This is a genomic window from Salinivibrio sp. ML290 (assembly GCF_001995695.1).
Lineage (GTDB): Bacteria > Pseudomonadota > Gammaproteobacteria > Enterobacterales > Vibrionaceae > Salinivibrio > Salinivibrio siamensis.
This window is the reverse complement of sequence record NZ_MUEY01000002.1, coordinates 24419-37988: the sequence shown is the minus strand read 5'-3', so window position 1 is coordinate 37988 and position 13570 is coordinate 24419. Positions and strand designations below refer to the sequence as shown.

Below are 13570 nucleotides of genomic sequence, written 5' to 3'. Positions count from 1 at the left end.
CATTGCGTATCCATCTGTCAATGAACACATCCAATAATACGAACTTTCTTACCACAGTGGTATCCGACCTGTCACGGAGTGTGAAAAAACATGGATTCCGTATTCATAGAGCAACTCGACGTGTACACCACTATCGGTGTCTACGATTGGGAACAAACCATCCAGCAAAAGTTGGTGTTGGATATTGAAATGGCGCACGATAATCAACCCGCCGCCCAACAGGATGACGTGGCGCTGGCGCTTGATTATGCCAGTATCAGTGAGGCGGTCATCGCCCATGTACAAGCCAGCCGCTGTGCGTTGATCGAACGTGTCGCGGAAGAGGTCGCTCACTTAATCCAAACCCAGTTTGGCGTCCGCTGGATTAAAGTGCGGGTAGCCAAGCCAGGCGCAGTCGCGCAGGCCAACAACGTGGGTGTAGTCATAGAGCGAGGCACACGGTGACACAAGCATTACTTAGTATTGGCTCTAACATTGAGCGCGATCGTCATATCGAACAGGCCGTTCAWGCCTTACGTCAACTCGACCCTCACTGTCGCTTTTCACGCATTTTTGAAGCCGAACCGGTAGGATTCGACGGCCCCAATTTTTATAACCTCATTGCCGAGCTTCACACCTCGCTTTCGTTGCAGGACTTTTGGCAAGCCGTTCGTGACGTTGAATCGCAACAAGGCCGCGAGCGCAACGATCCTAAATGCCGCGATCGCACCATAGACATCGACTTACTCACGTTTGGCGAGCATTGCCAGGCAAAAGGGCCCATGTTGCCTCGAGACGATATCTATAAGTTTGCCTTCACGCTCCGTCCGCTCGCCGAGCTCTGCCCTGACCAAGCTATTCCTGGCGATGGCCGTACCTTCGCCCAGCTTTGGCAGACCTTTGACCAAGACCAACCACTATGGCCGATTGAGACACCAACGTATTTGAAGGATATTTAAGCACCATGAGCCTCTTTGAAGCCTTTTTTCTGGCCTTGATTCAAGGGTTAACCGAGTTTCTTCCTATTTCCAGCTCCGCACACCTTATTCTGCCTTCACAGCTTTTTGGCTGGGCCGATCAGGGGCTCGCCTTTGATGTTGCCGTACACGTCGGCACACTGGCCGCAGTGGTGGGGTATTTTCGCCGTGAAGTGTGGCGTCTGCTTAAGGCCTTTTTTGCCTCACTCAAAGGGGAGCACAGTTCGGATAGTCAATTGGCATGGATGATCGTGTTAGCCACGATCCCGGCGTGTGTGGCCGGTTTGTTCTTAAAAGACGTGATCGAGCTTTACCTGCGAGCAGCCTGGGTGATCGCGGCAACCACACTGATTTTTGGTGGTTTATTGTGGTGGGCGGATCGCAAAGCGACCCAAACATGCGATGAATATCAAACCACGCCCTACCGCGCGGTACTGATAGGCGTTGCGCAAGCCCTTGCCCTCATTCCTGGCACCTCGCGCTCGGGGGCGACCATTACCGCAGCCTTAATGCTCGGTTATACACGTGAAGCCGCGGCACGTTTTTCATTTTTGATGTCGATTCCTATCATCACACTCGCCGGCTCCTATCTAGGCCTACAGCTTGCGACCAGCCCAGAGCCGGTGGCGATGGACGCGATTGGGGTTGGGTTATTGGTATCGTTTGTCAGTGCTTATGCGTGTATTCACGCCTTTTTAAAGCTGGTGACACGGGTGGGCATGTTACCCTTCGTGATCTATCGCTTGGTATTGGGTGTGCTATTACTGGCATTTATCGCCGGATAAAAAAACACCAAGCACGATATATGTGCTTGGTGATCTCACACTGAGGGGGGATTAGCGACCTAAGCGTTATTCCCCCGCGACTTTCATTGCATCAATGATCACTGAGCCAGTTTGAATTTGGCTGCGCGTCTCGATATCGGTGCCAATCGCGACAATGTTAGCGAACATCTCGTTGAGATTACCGGCAATGGTGATCCCACTCACCGGGTATTGGATCTCACCGTTTTCCACCCAAAAGCCTGCCGCGCCCCGTGAGTAATCCCCAGTCACTGGGTTCACCCCTTGTCCCATCAACTCAGTCACCAATAATCCCGTGCCTAAGGTTTTTAGCATGGCATCGGCATCTTGGCCGGTGTGGCTAACGTACCAGTTGTGAATACCGCCTGCATGGCCGGTTGGTTCCATGCCCAGCTTACGCGCAGCATAACTGGTGGCGAGATACGTGTTTAGTACACCCTTTTCAATGATACGCCTGTCTTGCGTGATCACCCCTTCGCTATCAAAAGGCGCACTGGCGGATCCTTTTCGTACATGAGGCAGCTCATTGATGGTGAGCCAATCTGGGAAGATCTGCTCGCCTTTCTTATCGAGCAAGAAAGAGGACTTGCGGTAAAGTGCTGAACCGCTGATGGCCATCACCAAATGGCCAAACAGCCCGGTCGCCACACCGCGATCGAACATCACTGGCACTTGGCATGTGGAGACACTGCGTGGATTTAAGCGCGCCACGGCGTGTTTGGCCGCTTCGACTCCCACAAAGGTCGGTGTCCATAAGTCCGCTTTGTCACGCGCCACGGTGTAGCTCATATCACGCTCCATCCCTGCATCACTTTCCGCAATCACTGAGCAGCTTAACGCTTGGCGGCTCGAGGGATAGCTGCCCAGCATGCCATGGCTGTTGCCATACACTCGCACACCATAATGACTGTCATAGCTGGCACCATCACTGAATTTGATGCGGCTGTCGTGATTGAGCGCCGCTTGCTCGGCTTCAATCGCCAAGGCGGCGGCGGTATCAGGCTCGGGCTCATCGGGATAGAACAAACCGAGATCAGGATAGTCAAACGCCATTAACGCTTTAGGCGCAGGGCCGCCAAAGGGGTCAGGCGAGGTATAGCTTGCAATCTCAAGCGCCGCTTCAACGGTTTTCGCAATCGCTTTTTCTGACAAATCAGTCGTGGATGCGCTGCCTTTGCGCTGCTCACAGTATACGGTGATCCCAAGGGCACCGTCTTGATTAAACTCCACGTTTTCGACTTCGCCCATCCGCGAGCTGACGCTGATGCCGGTACTTTTGGTAATCGCCACTTCCGCCTGGTCACTTTTGGCCGATGCCATGTCGAGCGCACGGCTGACAGCTTGACGAAGTTGCTGCTCTTGCTCGGCGACTTGTTGTTTCACACTCATAGTTGACCTTTTTGATTCGCATTCAAGTTCGACACACTCAGCGCCACGCGCCTATGATAAAAAAGCCCGCGTTTGGGCGCATTTCTTGTTAACATACGTGTCATTGCACATTCTCACTGAGGTTGAACATGGGCCGTAAAAATAAACCCGCTCCCTGGGAGGAAGAGGAAGAGATCATCTGGGTCAGCAAGTCCGAGATGAAACGCGATATGCTTGCCTTGCAAGAACTTGGCGAAGCACTGGTCAAACTCAAACCAGCCGTGTTAGAAAAATTCCCGCTCGACGATGACTTGCTCAGCGCGATTACCGACGCACAACGCTTGAAAAACGAAGCACGCCGTCGCCAACTGCAATATGTTGGCAAGCTTATGCGCTCTCGCGACCCTGAACCGATTCAGGCTGCGCTTGATAAGTTGCAAAACAAGCATGCTCAGCAAACGGTCGAGCTTCACAAGCTTGAGCAGCTCCGTGACCGCATCATTGACCAAGGCGACAGTGCGATTAGCGATGTGCTTTTGCAGTATCCTGATGCCGATCGTCAACGATTACGTCAACTGGCTCGTCAGGCGAAAAAAGAGCAGCAACAAAACAAACCGCCGAAGGCGTATCGCGAAATTTTCCAGTATCTCAAAAGCTTTTACGACCAAAGCCTGTAAACTGCCACGCCAGTGCCCCGCACTGGCGTGCAGACTTAGGACTCAGTGCCTCCAACCGTCATCGCATCCAGTTTCAAGGTCGGCTGTCCAACCCCCACAGGGACGCTTTGTCCGGCTTTACCACATACCCCCACACCTGGGTCAATGGCCAAATCATTCCCCACCATTGAGACTTGCTGCATCGCTTCGATACCGCTGCCAATTAAGGTCGCCCCTTTCACTGGGGTGGTAATTTCACCGTTTTCAATCAGGTAAGCCTCTGAGGTGGAGAACACAAACTTACCCGAGGTAATATCGACCTGACCGCCACCAAAGTTTGGCGCATATAAGCCACGCTCCACACTGGCAATCATCGACGCTGGCGAGCTCTCGCCACCCAGCATGTAGGTATTGGTCATCCGCGGCATAGGCAGGTGCGCATAAGACTCTCGTCGGCCATTGCCAGTGGGCGCAACGCCCATGAGACTGGCATTGTGCTTATCTTGCATATAGCCTTTGAGCACACCGTTTTCGATTAACACATTGTACTGGCCCGGGACCCCTTCATCATCGATGCTCAGTGAGCCGCGGCGATCATTCATGGTGCCATCATCGACTATGGTGCACAGCGAAGAGGTCACCTGCTCGCCAAGGCTACCGGTAAATACCGATGACTCTTTTCGGTTAAAGTCCCCTTCAAGGCCGTGACCAACGGCTTCATGTAGAAGTACGCCCGGCCACCCCGCACCCAATACCACGGGCATGGTGCCTGCCGGTGCCGCGCCGGCGCGCAGGTTGACCAGGGCTAAACGAATCGCTTCATCGGCAAATTGCAGCGCGCGTGACTTACCTGCATGCTCTTGCAAGAATACGTCATAGCCATAACGGCCACCGCCTCCCGCACTGCCGCGTTCACGGCGTCCATCTTGTTCAACCAACACAGAGACAGATAAGCGAACCAACGGGCGAATATCGGCGCCATAAGTACCATCAGTAGCCGCCACCAGCACTTGCTCATACAGGCCATTCAAGCTGGCATTTACCTCTTTCACTCGAGGCTCTTTGGCACGGATATAGCTGTCTATTTCTTTAAGTAGGGCGATTTTTTGCTCGCGCGTTAAACTTGCAAGCGGATCCGTCGGGCCATAATAAGGTTTGGCTTGTACGGCTGAAAAAGCACGCACTTTGCCTTGTCCCCCTGTCGGGGCAATACCGCGTGCTGCGGTGGCACTTTGCATCAAGGCGTCCGGGGTGAGCTGATCCGAGTAGGCAAACCCGGTTTTTTCACCGCTGATCGCTCTGACACCGACCCCACGGTCGATATTAAATGAACCGTCTTTGATGATGCTGTCTTCCAAGGCGAGGGATTCATGCCAGGTGGATTGGAAGAAAATATCACCGTAGTCAATCTGGCGACCGCTCAGGTGCGCCAGTGTCGCATGCAGTTGCGACTCACTTACGCCCGCCGGGCGCAGCAAGGTTTCTTCGACCTGTTCCAGACTCATTCGTTTACTCTTGGTTGTGGCTGCCGAACTGGCAGCCGAGAAAAAAGATAACGCGCCGAGGGTGCGCTATTTCAGTTGGCTTTGCAACCGGGTATGAGACAGTACGGGCATCTTATGCCGAATGGATTCCCCCACACTTAAATCAAGTTCAGCCCAGGTAACGCCTGGCTCACTCCCCAGCGACGCCACGACCTGCCCCCAAGGGTCGATGATCATCGAGTGCCCCCAAGTTTGGCGCCCTTTGCTGTGCTCACCACACTGCCCTGCCGCAATCACCCAGCATTGGGTTTCTATCGCTCGCGCCCGCAACAAGGTTTCCCAGTGCGCTTGACCGGTCACGCGTGTAAAGGCCGCCGGCACAGTGATAATGTCGGCACCTTGGGCACGTAGCGCTTGATACATGGGGGCAAAGCGCACATCGTAGCAGATACTTAATCCAAGGCAGCCAAAGGGGGTATCGAGTGTCGCGAGACGGTCACCCGCTTCAAAGTAGTCAGACTCACAATACCGCCCGTGGGCATCGGCCACTTCCACATCAAACAAGTGCAATTTGTCATAGCTGCCGCGTAAATGCCCAGCGTTATCAAACACCAAGCTGGTACTGCTTAACATGCCGTTGTCGTTTTGAATTGGAAAGGCGCCGACCACCAGCCAAAGGTCATAATGATGGGCCAATTCAGCAAGTTGTTGCTGCAATGGACCGTGACCCAATCGCTCGGCATGGCGCTGATAATCTTGTTTACTGCCAAACACCAGGGCATTTTCTGGGGTAAGCACCAGTTTGACGCCTTGTTCACTCAAGCGATGTAAACTGGCTTGCAATGCCTTCATGTTGTGGCTGGGATCGGCGCTGGATGTCATCTGGACAACACCTGCTTTCATCATGCTCACTCCTTGGCGTTTTCTGCTTGTTGGCGCAATCGTTCCGTCGCGTCGGCCGGCAATGCGAGTGCCTCTTTATCACGCGACACTTCCCTGATATCGGGCGTCCCTATCGGGCCGCTTACTTGATAACGGACTTGGGTGAAAACGTCCACCACGGGTGAAATGGCGGTGGTGACCGCTAACACATACAGCGCCGTCTGCGGCGTGACCGCAAACGCGCTCAGTACTGGGATCCCAGAGGTAATATCCGGCGTAAACCGCACATCGGCGTTGACGCGATTGGTCACCAAATTGGCAATCCCTTTAATAACCATATCACCGGCAATCCCATCCATGCGGATATTATCCGTCACAACCACGCCATTTGTGATCACAGCCCGTCCGGTAATGTCATCAAAGGCCAAACCATCTTCAAATACGCCCGAGAAATCGAGCTGGATTTTACGTAAGATAGAATCAAGGCTGAACAGCCCCAACAGTTTACCGGCGCCCCCCACTCCGCTTAAATAGCCGTCTTTTACATCCGAGCGAATGTCACCATTAAGGCTGGCAATATCGACCTGCCAAGGCAGGCCGGCGTAATCTAACGAGGCTTGAGTCGAAAAGCTGGCGTCTTGGATCCCACCACTGATGCCAAATCGTCCCATGAGATCTGAGGTACTCTCCCCGCCTAACGCGAGGGTCAATGCGGTTTGATTGTGGCCTTGCTCGTCAATTAGCCAATGGCCGCTGATGGACGCGTGGTTTTTCCCACTCTCCAGCGTCAGAGAAGACAGGTCGACCTGAGAGGCTTTCTTATCAAGTACCGCCTCAATGCGTCCGAGCCGATACCCTTGTAACCACAGATCCTCAATCACCAAGTGTGTCGGCGGAATGGCGGCAAGTAAGGCTTTATCTTCCGGGGTCGCCCGTGTATCCACAGGTTCAAAAAGGGGGGTATCCGTCGGTTGCTCGTCGTCGGTCAACTGGCGATTGATATGCCAATGGTCAATCTCAACATTCAAGCGCCCTTGTGTCGGCCACATGGCTTGCCCGCTAAGCTCACGACTGCCCATTAACACATCCCAGCCATCGGCTTTGTGTCGCGCGGCTAAAGACACATCATGAAACGCTAAAGGGTCGGCACTGACAGCATCAACCTTGGCATTAATACGCTGAGGCATGGGTAAAGCAGGGTATTGTCCGCTTCCGCTCGGCCAAGATTGACGGGCTTGCTCCCAGACGTTTTTCCAAGCCGCGAGATCGAGTTGTTCAAGCGTTAGATCAAAACGATGACCACGCGTTGCCAATAGCCGGGTCCCTGGCTCTCCAATCTGCCATTGACTCGCGGTAAACTGCGGGCGCTGACCTTGGGTATCAATCCGTGCGTGATAGCTCACTTTGGGCAGGACCACGCGCCCCGTCAAGCCTTCACTGTTTCCCGTCGCCTCGATACGCGCCTGCCCTTTTTGCCAGCGTGGCTTGTTAAGCGGGGCTGGCAACGTCGACTGCAGCGGCGTGGTATCAACATCCACACCGAGCCGATAATCAAAACCGGTGTCATTTAAGGTTAAATCGAACCCCGCCTGCCAACGTGCACCGCCCGCCAGATAGGGGGCAAGTGGCAACGAAAGCGTGTCCAGCAATGGCACTACATCCCAATCAGCGTCGAGATCTAAATCAAGCTGATACCCGGCCTCCACCGTTTCTCCGCTAAAGCCAAGACTGATCGGCTGCCCTAACCACTGCGCCTGCATCGATCGGGTAGTCAGGGTATCGTCACTAAAAGCCAGCTCGCCGGACAGGTTATCCAGTTGCATATCGGGTGCCTGAATCGATACCTGGTTGCCGGTAAAGCGAACCCTCCCCTCGGCATGAGGTTGCTCACCATTGAGCGGGATATCGAGTCCTAGGTCAGCGTTGACAAGCCCATCGACTTGCACATGGGTCAAGGCCGCTCCCACCGTATCGACCAAAGGCGTCGCCAGCATGTATTGACGGACAGCCGATCCGGTTGCCGCCAATGACGCGTTAATATCGAGGTAACTGTCCGGCTGGGTCATATCGGCAATCTCAGCCTGCACTTGGCGACTGATGGCGTCGCCCAAACGAACATGATCACCTTCAATCGCTAAGCGCGCATTTTCAAACAGTAAACGGGCGTCGAGCTCCGTCAACGTCGGCCAAGCAGTGTTAAAGCTAAATGCCCCGCCGCGAAGTGGCACCATGGCTTGGAAAATACCGCTGTGATCCGAGTAAGGGAAAGCGTCGAGGGCACCAAACCAAAGAATTTCACTGTCTTTGGCCCGTCCGGCTTGAATGGCGCGAGAAAGGTAATCGGTTAAGGAGTCTGGCAATGCTCGGGTGGGGAGATAGCGCCATGTCTGTCCAGCATCAGATACGTCAGCCTGCACGTATAACGCCAAAAAAGGCGCGCCTTTTGAGGGAATATCCAGACGAAATGCGCCTGAGCCTTGCACGTCTGTCCCGCGCACCTTGGCCTTATCACTCCAGACACTCAGGCCACGATCCGTTTGCTGCCAATTCAGGGTTAAACTGCCGTGCTCAAGCGGGAGCGGTGCTTGAAAAAAGTCCCCGTACGGCAGAGGTTGTGCCCCCAGCGCCAGCTCAGCTTGGCCTTGTCGGCCTTGCCCAGAAATCGTCGCGCTCAAGCCTTTGAACGCCGGCAGGTAGCCCCAGCGCTTGGCTGAGACCGCTTCGAGCTTGGCTTGATAACGTAACGGGGCGTCGGGTGCTTTACTCAACGCTAAGGAGCGGATCTGACCTGATGGGGACAACGCGGCCGCCACATCGTGCTGTTGCGCCGATTGACTGGCAAGCCCAAGCAAAGGCCGTAAAGAGGCAATATCGACGCCGGCCGCATTGAGACGCCAATTGTCCAACGCCCCCTGCCAAGAAAGCTGTGACATCGCCGCTTGCGTGGTCGTGCCGGTTTGTACCCATAGTCCATCCGTGTCGAGGCGCCATGTCTGTTCATCCAAGGCCTGCAACTGAACATGGCTATCTTTTATCGCCCATTGCTTCGCTTGACGCTCATCCTCTTGCCACGCTAACGCGAAATGATCAATCGACAACAGTCCATTGTCGACACGACCCTGCTCCACCCTGACCCAGGCTTTTGCATCTAAACGCGCGGTGTTGATGGTGGCGGATGGCGTGAGCTGTTGGGTCAGCCAAGGGGCAATATCCATCGCCTCACTGGCCAAATAAAAATCTCCCGTTAACGTACTCAAGCCGTCGGTTTCGCGGAAGGCAGCATTAACACGCACCTTTTCCAGTTGCGTGCCTTGCATGCCTAGTCGCCCTTGTACTTGGTGCTCACCTTGGTTATTGCGCCAAAACAAGTCACTGATCACCAGCGTCTGCGTTTCCAGCGAAGGGGTGACCAGGATCACCTTGGCATTGGGGATCGAAAATTGCCCTAACCGCGCCAAGAATAAGTCTTCTAGCCGCTCGCGTACGCCCGCTTGGGTATTTTTATCTGGTAGCTGACCGGTATCAAACACCAAGCCGTCGAGTGTGACATGGGAGAATACCGGCTGACGCCGAATGAGGGTGGCAGAGACATCCAGTTGCAAACTGATTGCGCGAGCGGTTAACAGCGGGGGGCCGTTGTCGCTGGTGGCGAGCGCGACGTTTTCGAGTCGCAGTGACGGCGTCAGATTGCGCCACTGGCCCGCAATACCATCCAGTTGTGCGCTAAAGCCGGTTTGCGCCGATACCCACTGCCTGAGCGGCGCTTGCAAGATCTCCATATTGGGCAATAGAAAGCGCAAACCGCCGACTAGCAGGGCGGTTATCACTATCACACTGATCACGCTGACCGTAAGCCAGCGCATACCCCTTCTCACCCAGGTCATGGATTACATCATTACTACGTCAAACTGTTCTTGCGTGTATAACGGCTCGGATTTCACTTTCACTTGCTTACCGATAAACACTTCTAACTCCGCCACAAGGTGCGAGTCTTCCTCTGCCAATGCCTCAATCACCGCAGGGGCCGCGTACACCACAAATTTATCCGCTTCATAAATGCGGTTAACGCGAGTAATTTCACGTAGCACTTCATAGCAGACGGTTTCCACGGTTTTAACCGACCCTCGCCCATCACAGGTTGGACAGCCACCACACAGTACATGTTCAATACTTTCTCGCGTGCGTTTGCGTGTCATTTCCACCAGCCCTAGCTGAGTGAAACCATTGATGTTGGTTTTCACTCTGTCTTGGCTGAGCGCTTGCTCAAGAGAGTGCAACACGCGACGCCGATGCTCATCCGTGCTCATATCGATAAAATCGATAATGATGATCCCACCGAGGTTTCTCAGCCGTAATTGGCGAGCAATCGCGCGTGTGGCCTCAATATTGGTATTAAAGATAGTCTCATCCAGATTCCGCCGCCCAACAAACGCGCCTGTATTGATGTCAATGGTGGTCATCGCCTCGGTCTGATCGATAATCAGGTAGCCGCCAGACTTGAGCTGGACTTTGCGCTCCAACGAGCGTTGGATTTCATTTTCGGTATCATACATATCGAAAATCGGCACCTGACCGTCGTAATACACCAGCTTGTCGGCCAGCTCCGGCACAAACTCAGAGGTGAACTCTTGGAGCTTTTCATAGGCTTGCTTGGAGTCAACCCGAATTAAATCCAGCTCGGTACCCACAAAGTCACGCACGATGCGCTGTGCCAGTGCGAGCTCACCATACAGCATGGATTTGGCTGGATAACGCGTGCGGCGCTCTAACACCTTGTTCCACAAACGCTTTAAAAAGGCAGCATCTTGCGCCATTTCATTGTCTGTTGCCCCTTCAGCGGCGGTACGGATAATAAAGCCACCGAGCTCGTCGCAATAATCACTGACAATGCTTTTGAGACGTTTACGCTCGTCTTCACTTTCAATGCGTTGTGATACCCCAACATGGGCCGCACCTGGCATGAAGACCAGATAACGCGAAGGCAAGGTAATATCGGTGGTAAGGCGCGCGCCCTTGGTGCCCAGCGGATCTTTGACCACTTGCACCACAATATCTTGCCCTTGGCGAACCAGCTCGGAGATATCGCGCACTTGGAATTGTTGCTTCTCATTTTCCGACACACACTCGGTATGGGGAACAATATCTGAGGCATGTAAAAACGCGGCCTTCTCTAGGCCAATATCGACAAAGGCTGCCTGCATGCCAGGCAACACACGACTGACTTTGCCTTTGTAGATATTGCCTACAATACCGCGTTTGGCTTCTCGCTCGATATGGATCTCTTGGAGGTTCCCCCCCTCAATCATCGCCACCCTGGTTTCGCTGGGGGTGACGTTTATTAGCAGTTCCGCACTCATGGTTTCCCCGAATCTCTCAAAAGTGGGGTCTAGCGACAGATGTGCGCTCAGACCGAAAATTGTTTGAGCAGCTGCTCGGTTTCATACAGTGGCAAACCAACCACGGCGTGATAGCTTCCATCAATCCGGGTGACAAATTTACCGCCCAGCCCTTGAATCGCATAGGCGCCAGCCTTATCGACTGGCTCGCCCGATTGCCAATAAGCCTCAATCTGTTCATCACTTAGCGTACAAAACCACACCTTGGTGGTCACCACAGTGGTGATCTGCTTCATGGCATTGGCGACAGTGACCGCTGTCATCACTTGGTGTTCGCGCCCTGACAGTTGCTTAAGCATTCGGATCGCCTCCGCTTTATCATGAGGCTTTTCGAGGACCTGTTCACCGTCAACCACAATGGTATCAGCACCGAGCACTGGGCTATGGCCACCGGTTTGCACGACCCCTGCCCGCGCCTTGTCTTGCGATAAGCGAGACACGTAAGCATAAGGCGACTCACCGGCCTGTTGTTGCTCCTCCACATCGACCACGACACGGGAGAAATTCACGCCCATCTCGGTGAGCAGTTCATGACGCCGAGGCGACCCCGAGGCCAGATATAAATCAAAGCTCATGATACCTCTTTACGATTAGTGCGTTAGCGAATGGCAAAGCGACGACGTAAACGGCGCAATAATAGGAAGATCCAAGGCCAGAGTATAAAGTTAAGCACACCCGCCCAAAGCTGCTCTGGGTTAAACTGTACGTTAGACACCAAGTACTCCGCCCAGAACTCGATCAATTTTCCCGCCAAGGTCAGCAATGCCAATAAGAGTGCCTGCTGCCAATACGACATGTTGCGTAACAATTGAAAGTTCAGCGCGACGATGTAAACCAAAATCGCCATCATCAAGCCACGCACCCCAAGGGTCGAGCCCAACATCAAATCCCATAAGAGGCCGAGTACTAACGCGGTACCGACATTAACCCGGTGGGGTAATGCCAGCACCCAATAAAACGTCACCAGCAATACCCAAGAAGGACGAAAGGGTGCAAGCTCCCCCGGCCAGGGCGCGGCTTGCAAAATCAGCGCAATGATAAAAGAGAGCCAAATTACAAACTGGCCGCGAAATGTCACATTTGCCATTACGGCGATTCTCCCTCACCATCTGGAGATGGCGCTGTATCAGGTGATGGTGCGGTGTCTGATGGCGGCTGCGCGACAGGTTGATCCGGGCGCGCATTCTCGCCCTTTTCAGGTGTTGGCCACACCAAAAGCAGATAACGCAGGCGATCAAACTTCACTGCTGTGGTGGCTCGCACTTGCGCAAATGGGCGCTTATTATCAAACGAAAACTCCGTCACCGTACCAACCGGGTAGCCTTCAGGAAAGACACCGCCCAGTCCCGAGGTAACTAACTTGTCACCCACCTTGATATCCGTGCTGCTAGGAATATTGTCTAAACCAATGTAGTGGGTCGACCCGCGCCCAGAGGCAATCACCCGTATATCATTACGCATGACCTGAACCGGGATCGCATGGGTGGGATCGGTCAGCAGCAGAACGCGGCTATTGTGGGCGCCCACATACGCAATTTGGCCAACCACCCCGTGCTCGTTGATTACCGGTTGCCCTTCATAAACCCCATTGGTCCGCCCTTTATCTAGCATGACTTGATGTTTATAAGGGTCCGAGTCAACGGCCATGACTTCAGCCACCATTTTCCGTTCGTCACGAATAAACGACGAGCCCAGTAGCTCGCGTAGGCGCTGATTTTCGCGCTCTGTCTGCGCTAAAAGAAGCTGGTCACTTTCCAGTTGTAACACCTGTTTTCGCAATGCGCGGTTCTCTGCCACTAAACGTTGATGAGAGCGAAACTGCATCACCAGTTCATCTAAGGTGTCGCGCGGGACGTTGGACGCATACTGTAGCGGTGCCACCAGCGTGTTTAGGAAATAACGCACTCCTGCGAACGCATCAAGACGACTATCAGCCAGCATAAGGCTGACTGATAGTAAAAGAGCGAAAAACAGGCGCAGTTGCAGAGAGGGTCCTCTGCCAAACATAGGTTTCATAATGAAAAC

Annotated in this window: 12 protein-coding genes; 4 read left to right on the top strand and 8 right to left on the bottom strand. The window is 53.8% G+C overall.

Annotation, left to right across the window (positions count from 1 at the left end):
- Positions 1–90: 90 nt before the first annotated feature.
- From folB to BZG23_RS02270, 3 genes are read left to right on the top strand one after another with little or no spacing between them, the layout of a single operon-like run.
- Positions 91–444 (top strand): dihydroneopterin aldolase, encoded by a 354-nt coding sequence (gene folB, locus BZG23_RS02280; RefSeq protein WP_046073898.1) that lies wholly within the window; start codon positions 91–93, stop codon positions 442–444.
- On the top strand, positions 441–938 hold the full coding sequence (gene folK, locus BZG23_RS02275) for a 2-amino-4-hydroxy-6-hydroxymethyldihydropteridine diphosphokinase (RefSeq protein WP_077606038.1): 498 nt from the start codon (positions 441–443) through the stop codon (positions 936–938). The genes folB and folK overlap by 4 nt, the downstream gene beginning before the upstream one ends.
- 5 nt (positions 939–943) lie before the next feature.
- On the top strand, positions 944–1741 hold the full coding sequence (locus BZG23_RS02270; RefSeq protein WP_077578657.1) for an undecaprenyl-diphosphate phosphatase: 798 nt from the start codon (positions 944–946) through the stop codon (positions 1739–1741).
- A gap of 66 nt (positions 1742–1807) precedes the next feature.
- On the opposite strand, the gene pmbA is transcribed toward BZG23_RS02270, so the two are convergent.
- A complete protein-coding gene (gene pmbA / locus BZG23_RS02265; protein WP_077606037.1) occupies positions 1808–3148 on the bottom strand; it encodes a metalloprotease PmbA in 1341 nt (446 codons plus the stop codon).
- Positions 3149–3276: 128 nt separating this feature from the next.
- On the opposite strand from pmbA, the gene yjgA reads away from it, so the two are divergent.
- Positions 3277–3804 carry a ribosome biogenesis factor YjgA gene (yjgA, locus tag BZG23_RS02260; RefSeq protein WP_046073894.1) on the top strand — a complete coding sequence of 176 codons (528 nt, stop codon included), beginning with the start codon at positions 3277–3279 and terminating at the stop codon, positions 3802–3804.
- A gap of 35 nt (positions 3805–3839) precedes the next feature.
- On the opposite strand, the gene tldD is transcribed toward yjgA, so the two are convergent.
- The 7 genes from tldD to mreC all read right to left on the bottom strand — a co-directional run bounded on the left by tldD (position 3840) and on the right by mreC (position 13561).
- A complete protein-coding gene (tldD, locus tag BZG23_RS02255) occupies positions 3840–5288 on the bottom strand; it encodes a metalloprotease TldD (RefSeq protein WP_077606036.1) in 1449 nt (482 codons plus the stop codon).
- A gap of 66 nt (positions 5289–5354) precedes the next feature.
- Complete coding sequence (locus BZG23_RS02250; protein WP_046073892.1) at positions 5355–6173, bottom strand: carbon-nitrogen hydrolase family protein; 819 nt, start codon at positions 6171–6173, stop codon at positions 5355–5357.
- Positions 6174–6175: 2 nt separating this feature from the next.
- Positions 6176–10033 (bottom strand): YhdP family protein, encoded by a 3858-nt coding sequence (locus BZG23_RS02245; protein WP_077606035.1) that lies wholly within the window; start codon positions 10031–10033, stop codon positions 6176–6178.
- A 3-nt stretch (positions 10034–10036) separates the two neighbouring features.
- Entirely contained in the window at positions 10037–11506 is a 1470-nt protein-coding gene (gene rng / locus BZG23_RS02240) for a ribonuclease G (protein ID WP_046073890.1), read from the bottom strand.
- 47 nt (positions 11507–11553) lie between these two features.
- The gene (locus tag BZG23_RS02235) at positions 11554–12120 is read right to left on the bottom strand and encodes a Maf family protein (RefSeq protein ID WP_077606034.1); all 567 of its coding nucleotides are present in this window, start codon (positions 12118–12120) and stop codon (positions 11554–11556) included.
- 23 nt (positions 12121–12143) lie between these two features.
- Positions 12144–12632, bottom strand: coding sequence for a rod shape-determining protein MreD (gene mreD, locus BZG23_RS02230; RefSeq protein WP_046073888.1), 489 nt, complete (start codon positions 12630–12632; stop codon positions 12144–12146).
- Complete coding sequence (gene mreC, locus BZG23_RS02225; protein WP_077606033.1) at positions 12632–13561, bottom strand: rod shape-determining protein MreC; 930 nt, start codon at positions 13559–13561, stop codon at positions 12632–12634. Before mreC ends, mreD begins: the two co-directional genes overlap by 1 nt.
- Between the last annotated feature and the right edge of the window lie 9 nt (positions 13562–13570).

Bases quoted from the DNA above. Each gene is read 5' to 3' on its own strand.
- BZG23_RS02270 (WP_077578657.1), top strand. From the start codon at position 944: ATGAGCCTCTTTGAAGCCTTTTTTCTGGCCTTGATTCAAGGGTTAACC.
- BZG23_RS02250 (WP_046073892.1), bottom strand. From the start codon at position 6,173: ATGATGAAAGCAGGTGTTGTCCAGATGACATCCAGCGCCGATCCCAGC.
- yjgA (WP_046073894.1), top strand. From the start codon at position 3,277: ATGGGCCGTAAAAATAAACCCGCTCCCTGGGAGGAAGAGGAAGAGATC.
- mreC (WP_077606033.1), bottom strand. From the start codon at position 13,561: ATGAAACCTATGTTTGGCAGAGGACCCTCTCTGCAACTGCGCCTGTTT.
- mreD (WP_046073888.1), bottom strand. From the start codon at position 12,632: ATGGCAAATGTGACATTTCGCGGCCAGTTTGTAATTTGGCTCTCTTTT.
- tldD (WP_077606036.1), bottom strand. From the start codon at position 5,288: ATGAGTCTGGAACAGGTCGAAGAAACCTTGCTGCGCCCGGCGGGCGTA.
- BZG23_RS02235 (WP_077606034.1), bottom strand. From the start codon at position 12,120: ATGAGCTTTGATTTATATCTGGCCTCGGGGTCGCCTCGGCGTCATGAA.
- pmbA (WP_077606037.1), bottom strand. From the start codon at position 3,148: ATGAGTGTGAAACAACAAGTCGCCGAGCAAGAGCAGCAACTTCGTCAA.
- folB (WP_046073898.1), top strand. From the start codon at position 91: ATGGATTCCGTATTCATAGAGCAACTCGACGTGTACACCACTATCGGT.
- rng (WP_046073890.1), bottom strand. From the start codon at position 11,506: ATGAGTGCGGAACTGCTAATAAACGTCACCCCCAGCGAAACCAGGGTG.
- BZG23_RS02245 (WP_077606035.1), bottom strand. From the start codon at position 10,033: ATGACCTGGGTGAGAAGGGGTATGCGCTGGCTTACGGTCAGCGTGATC.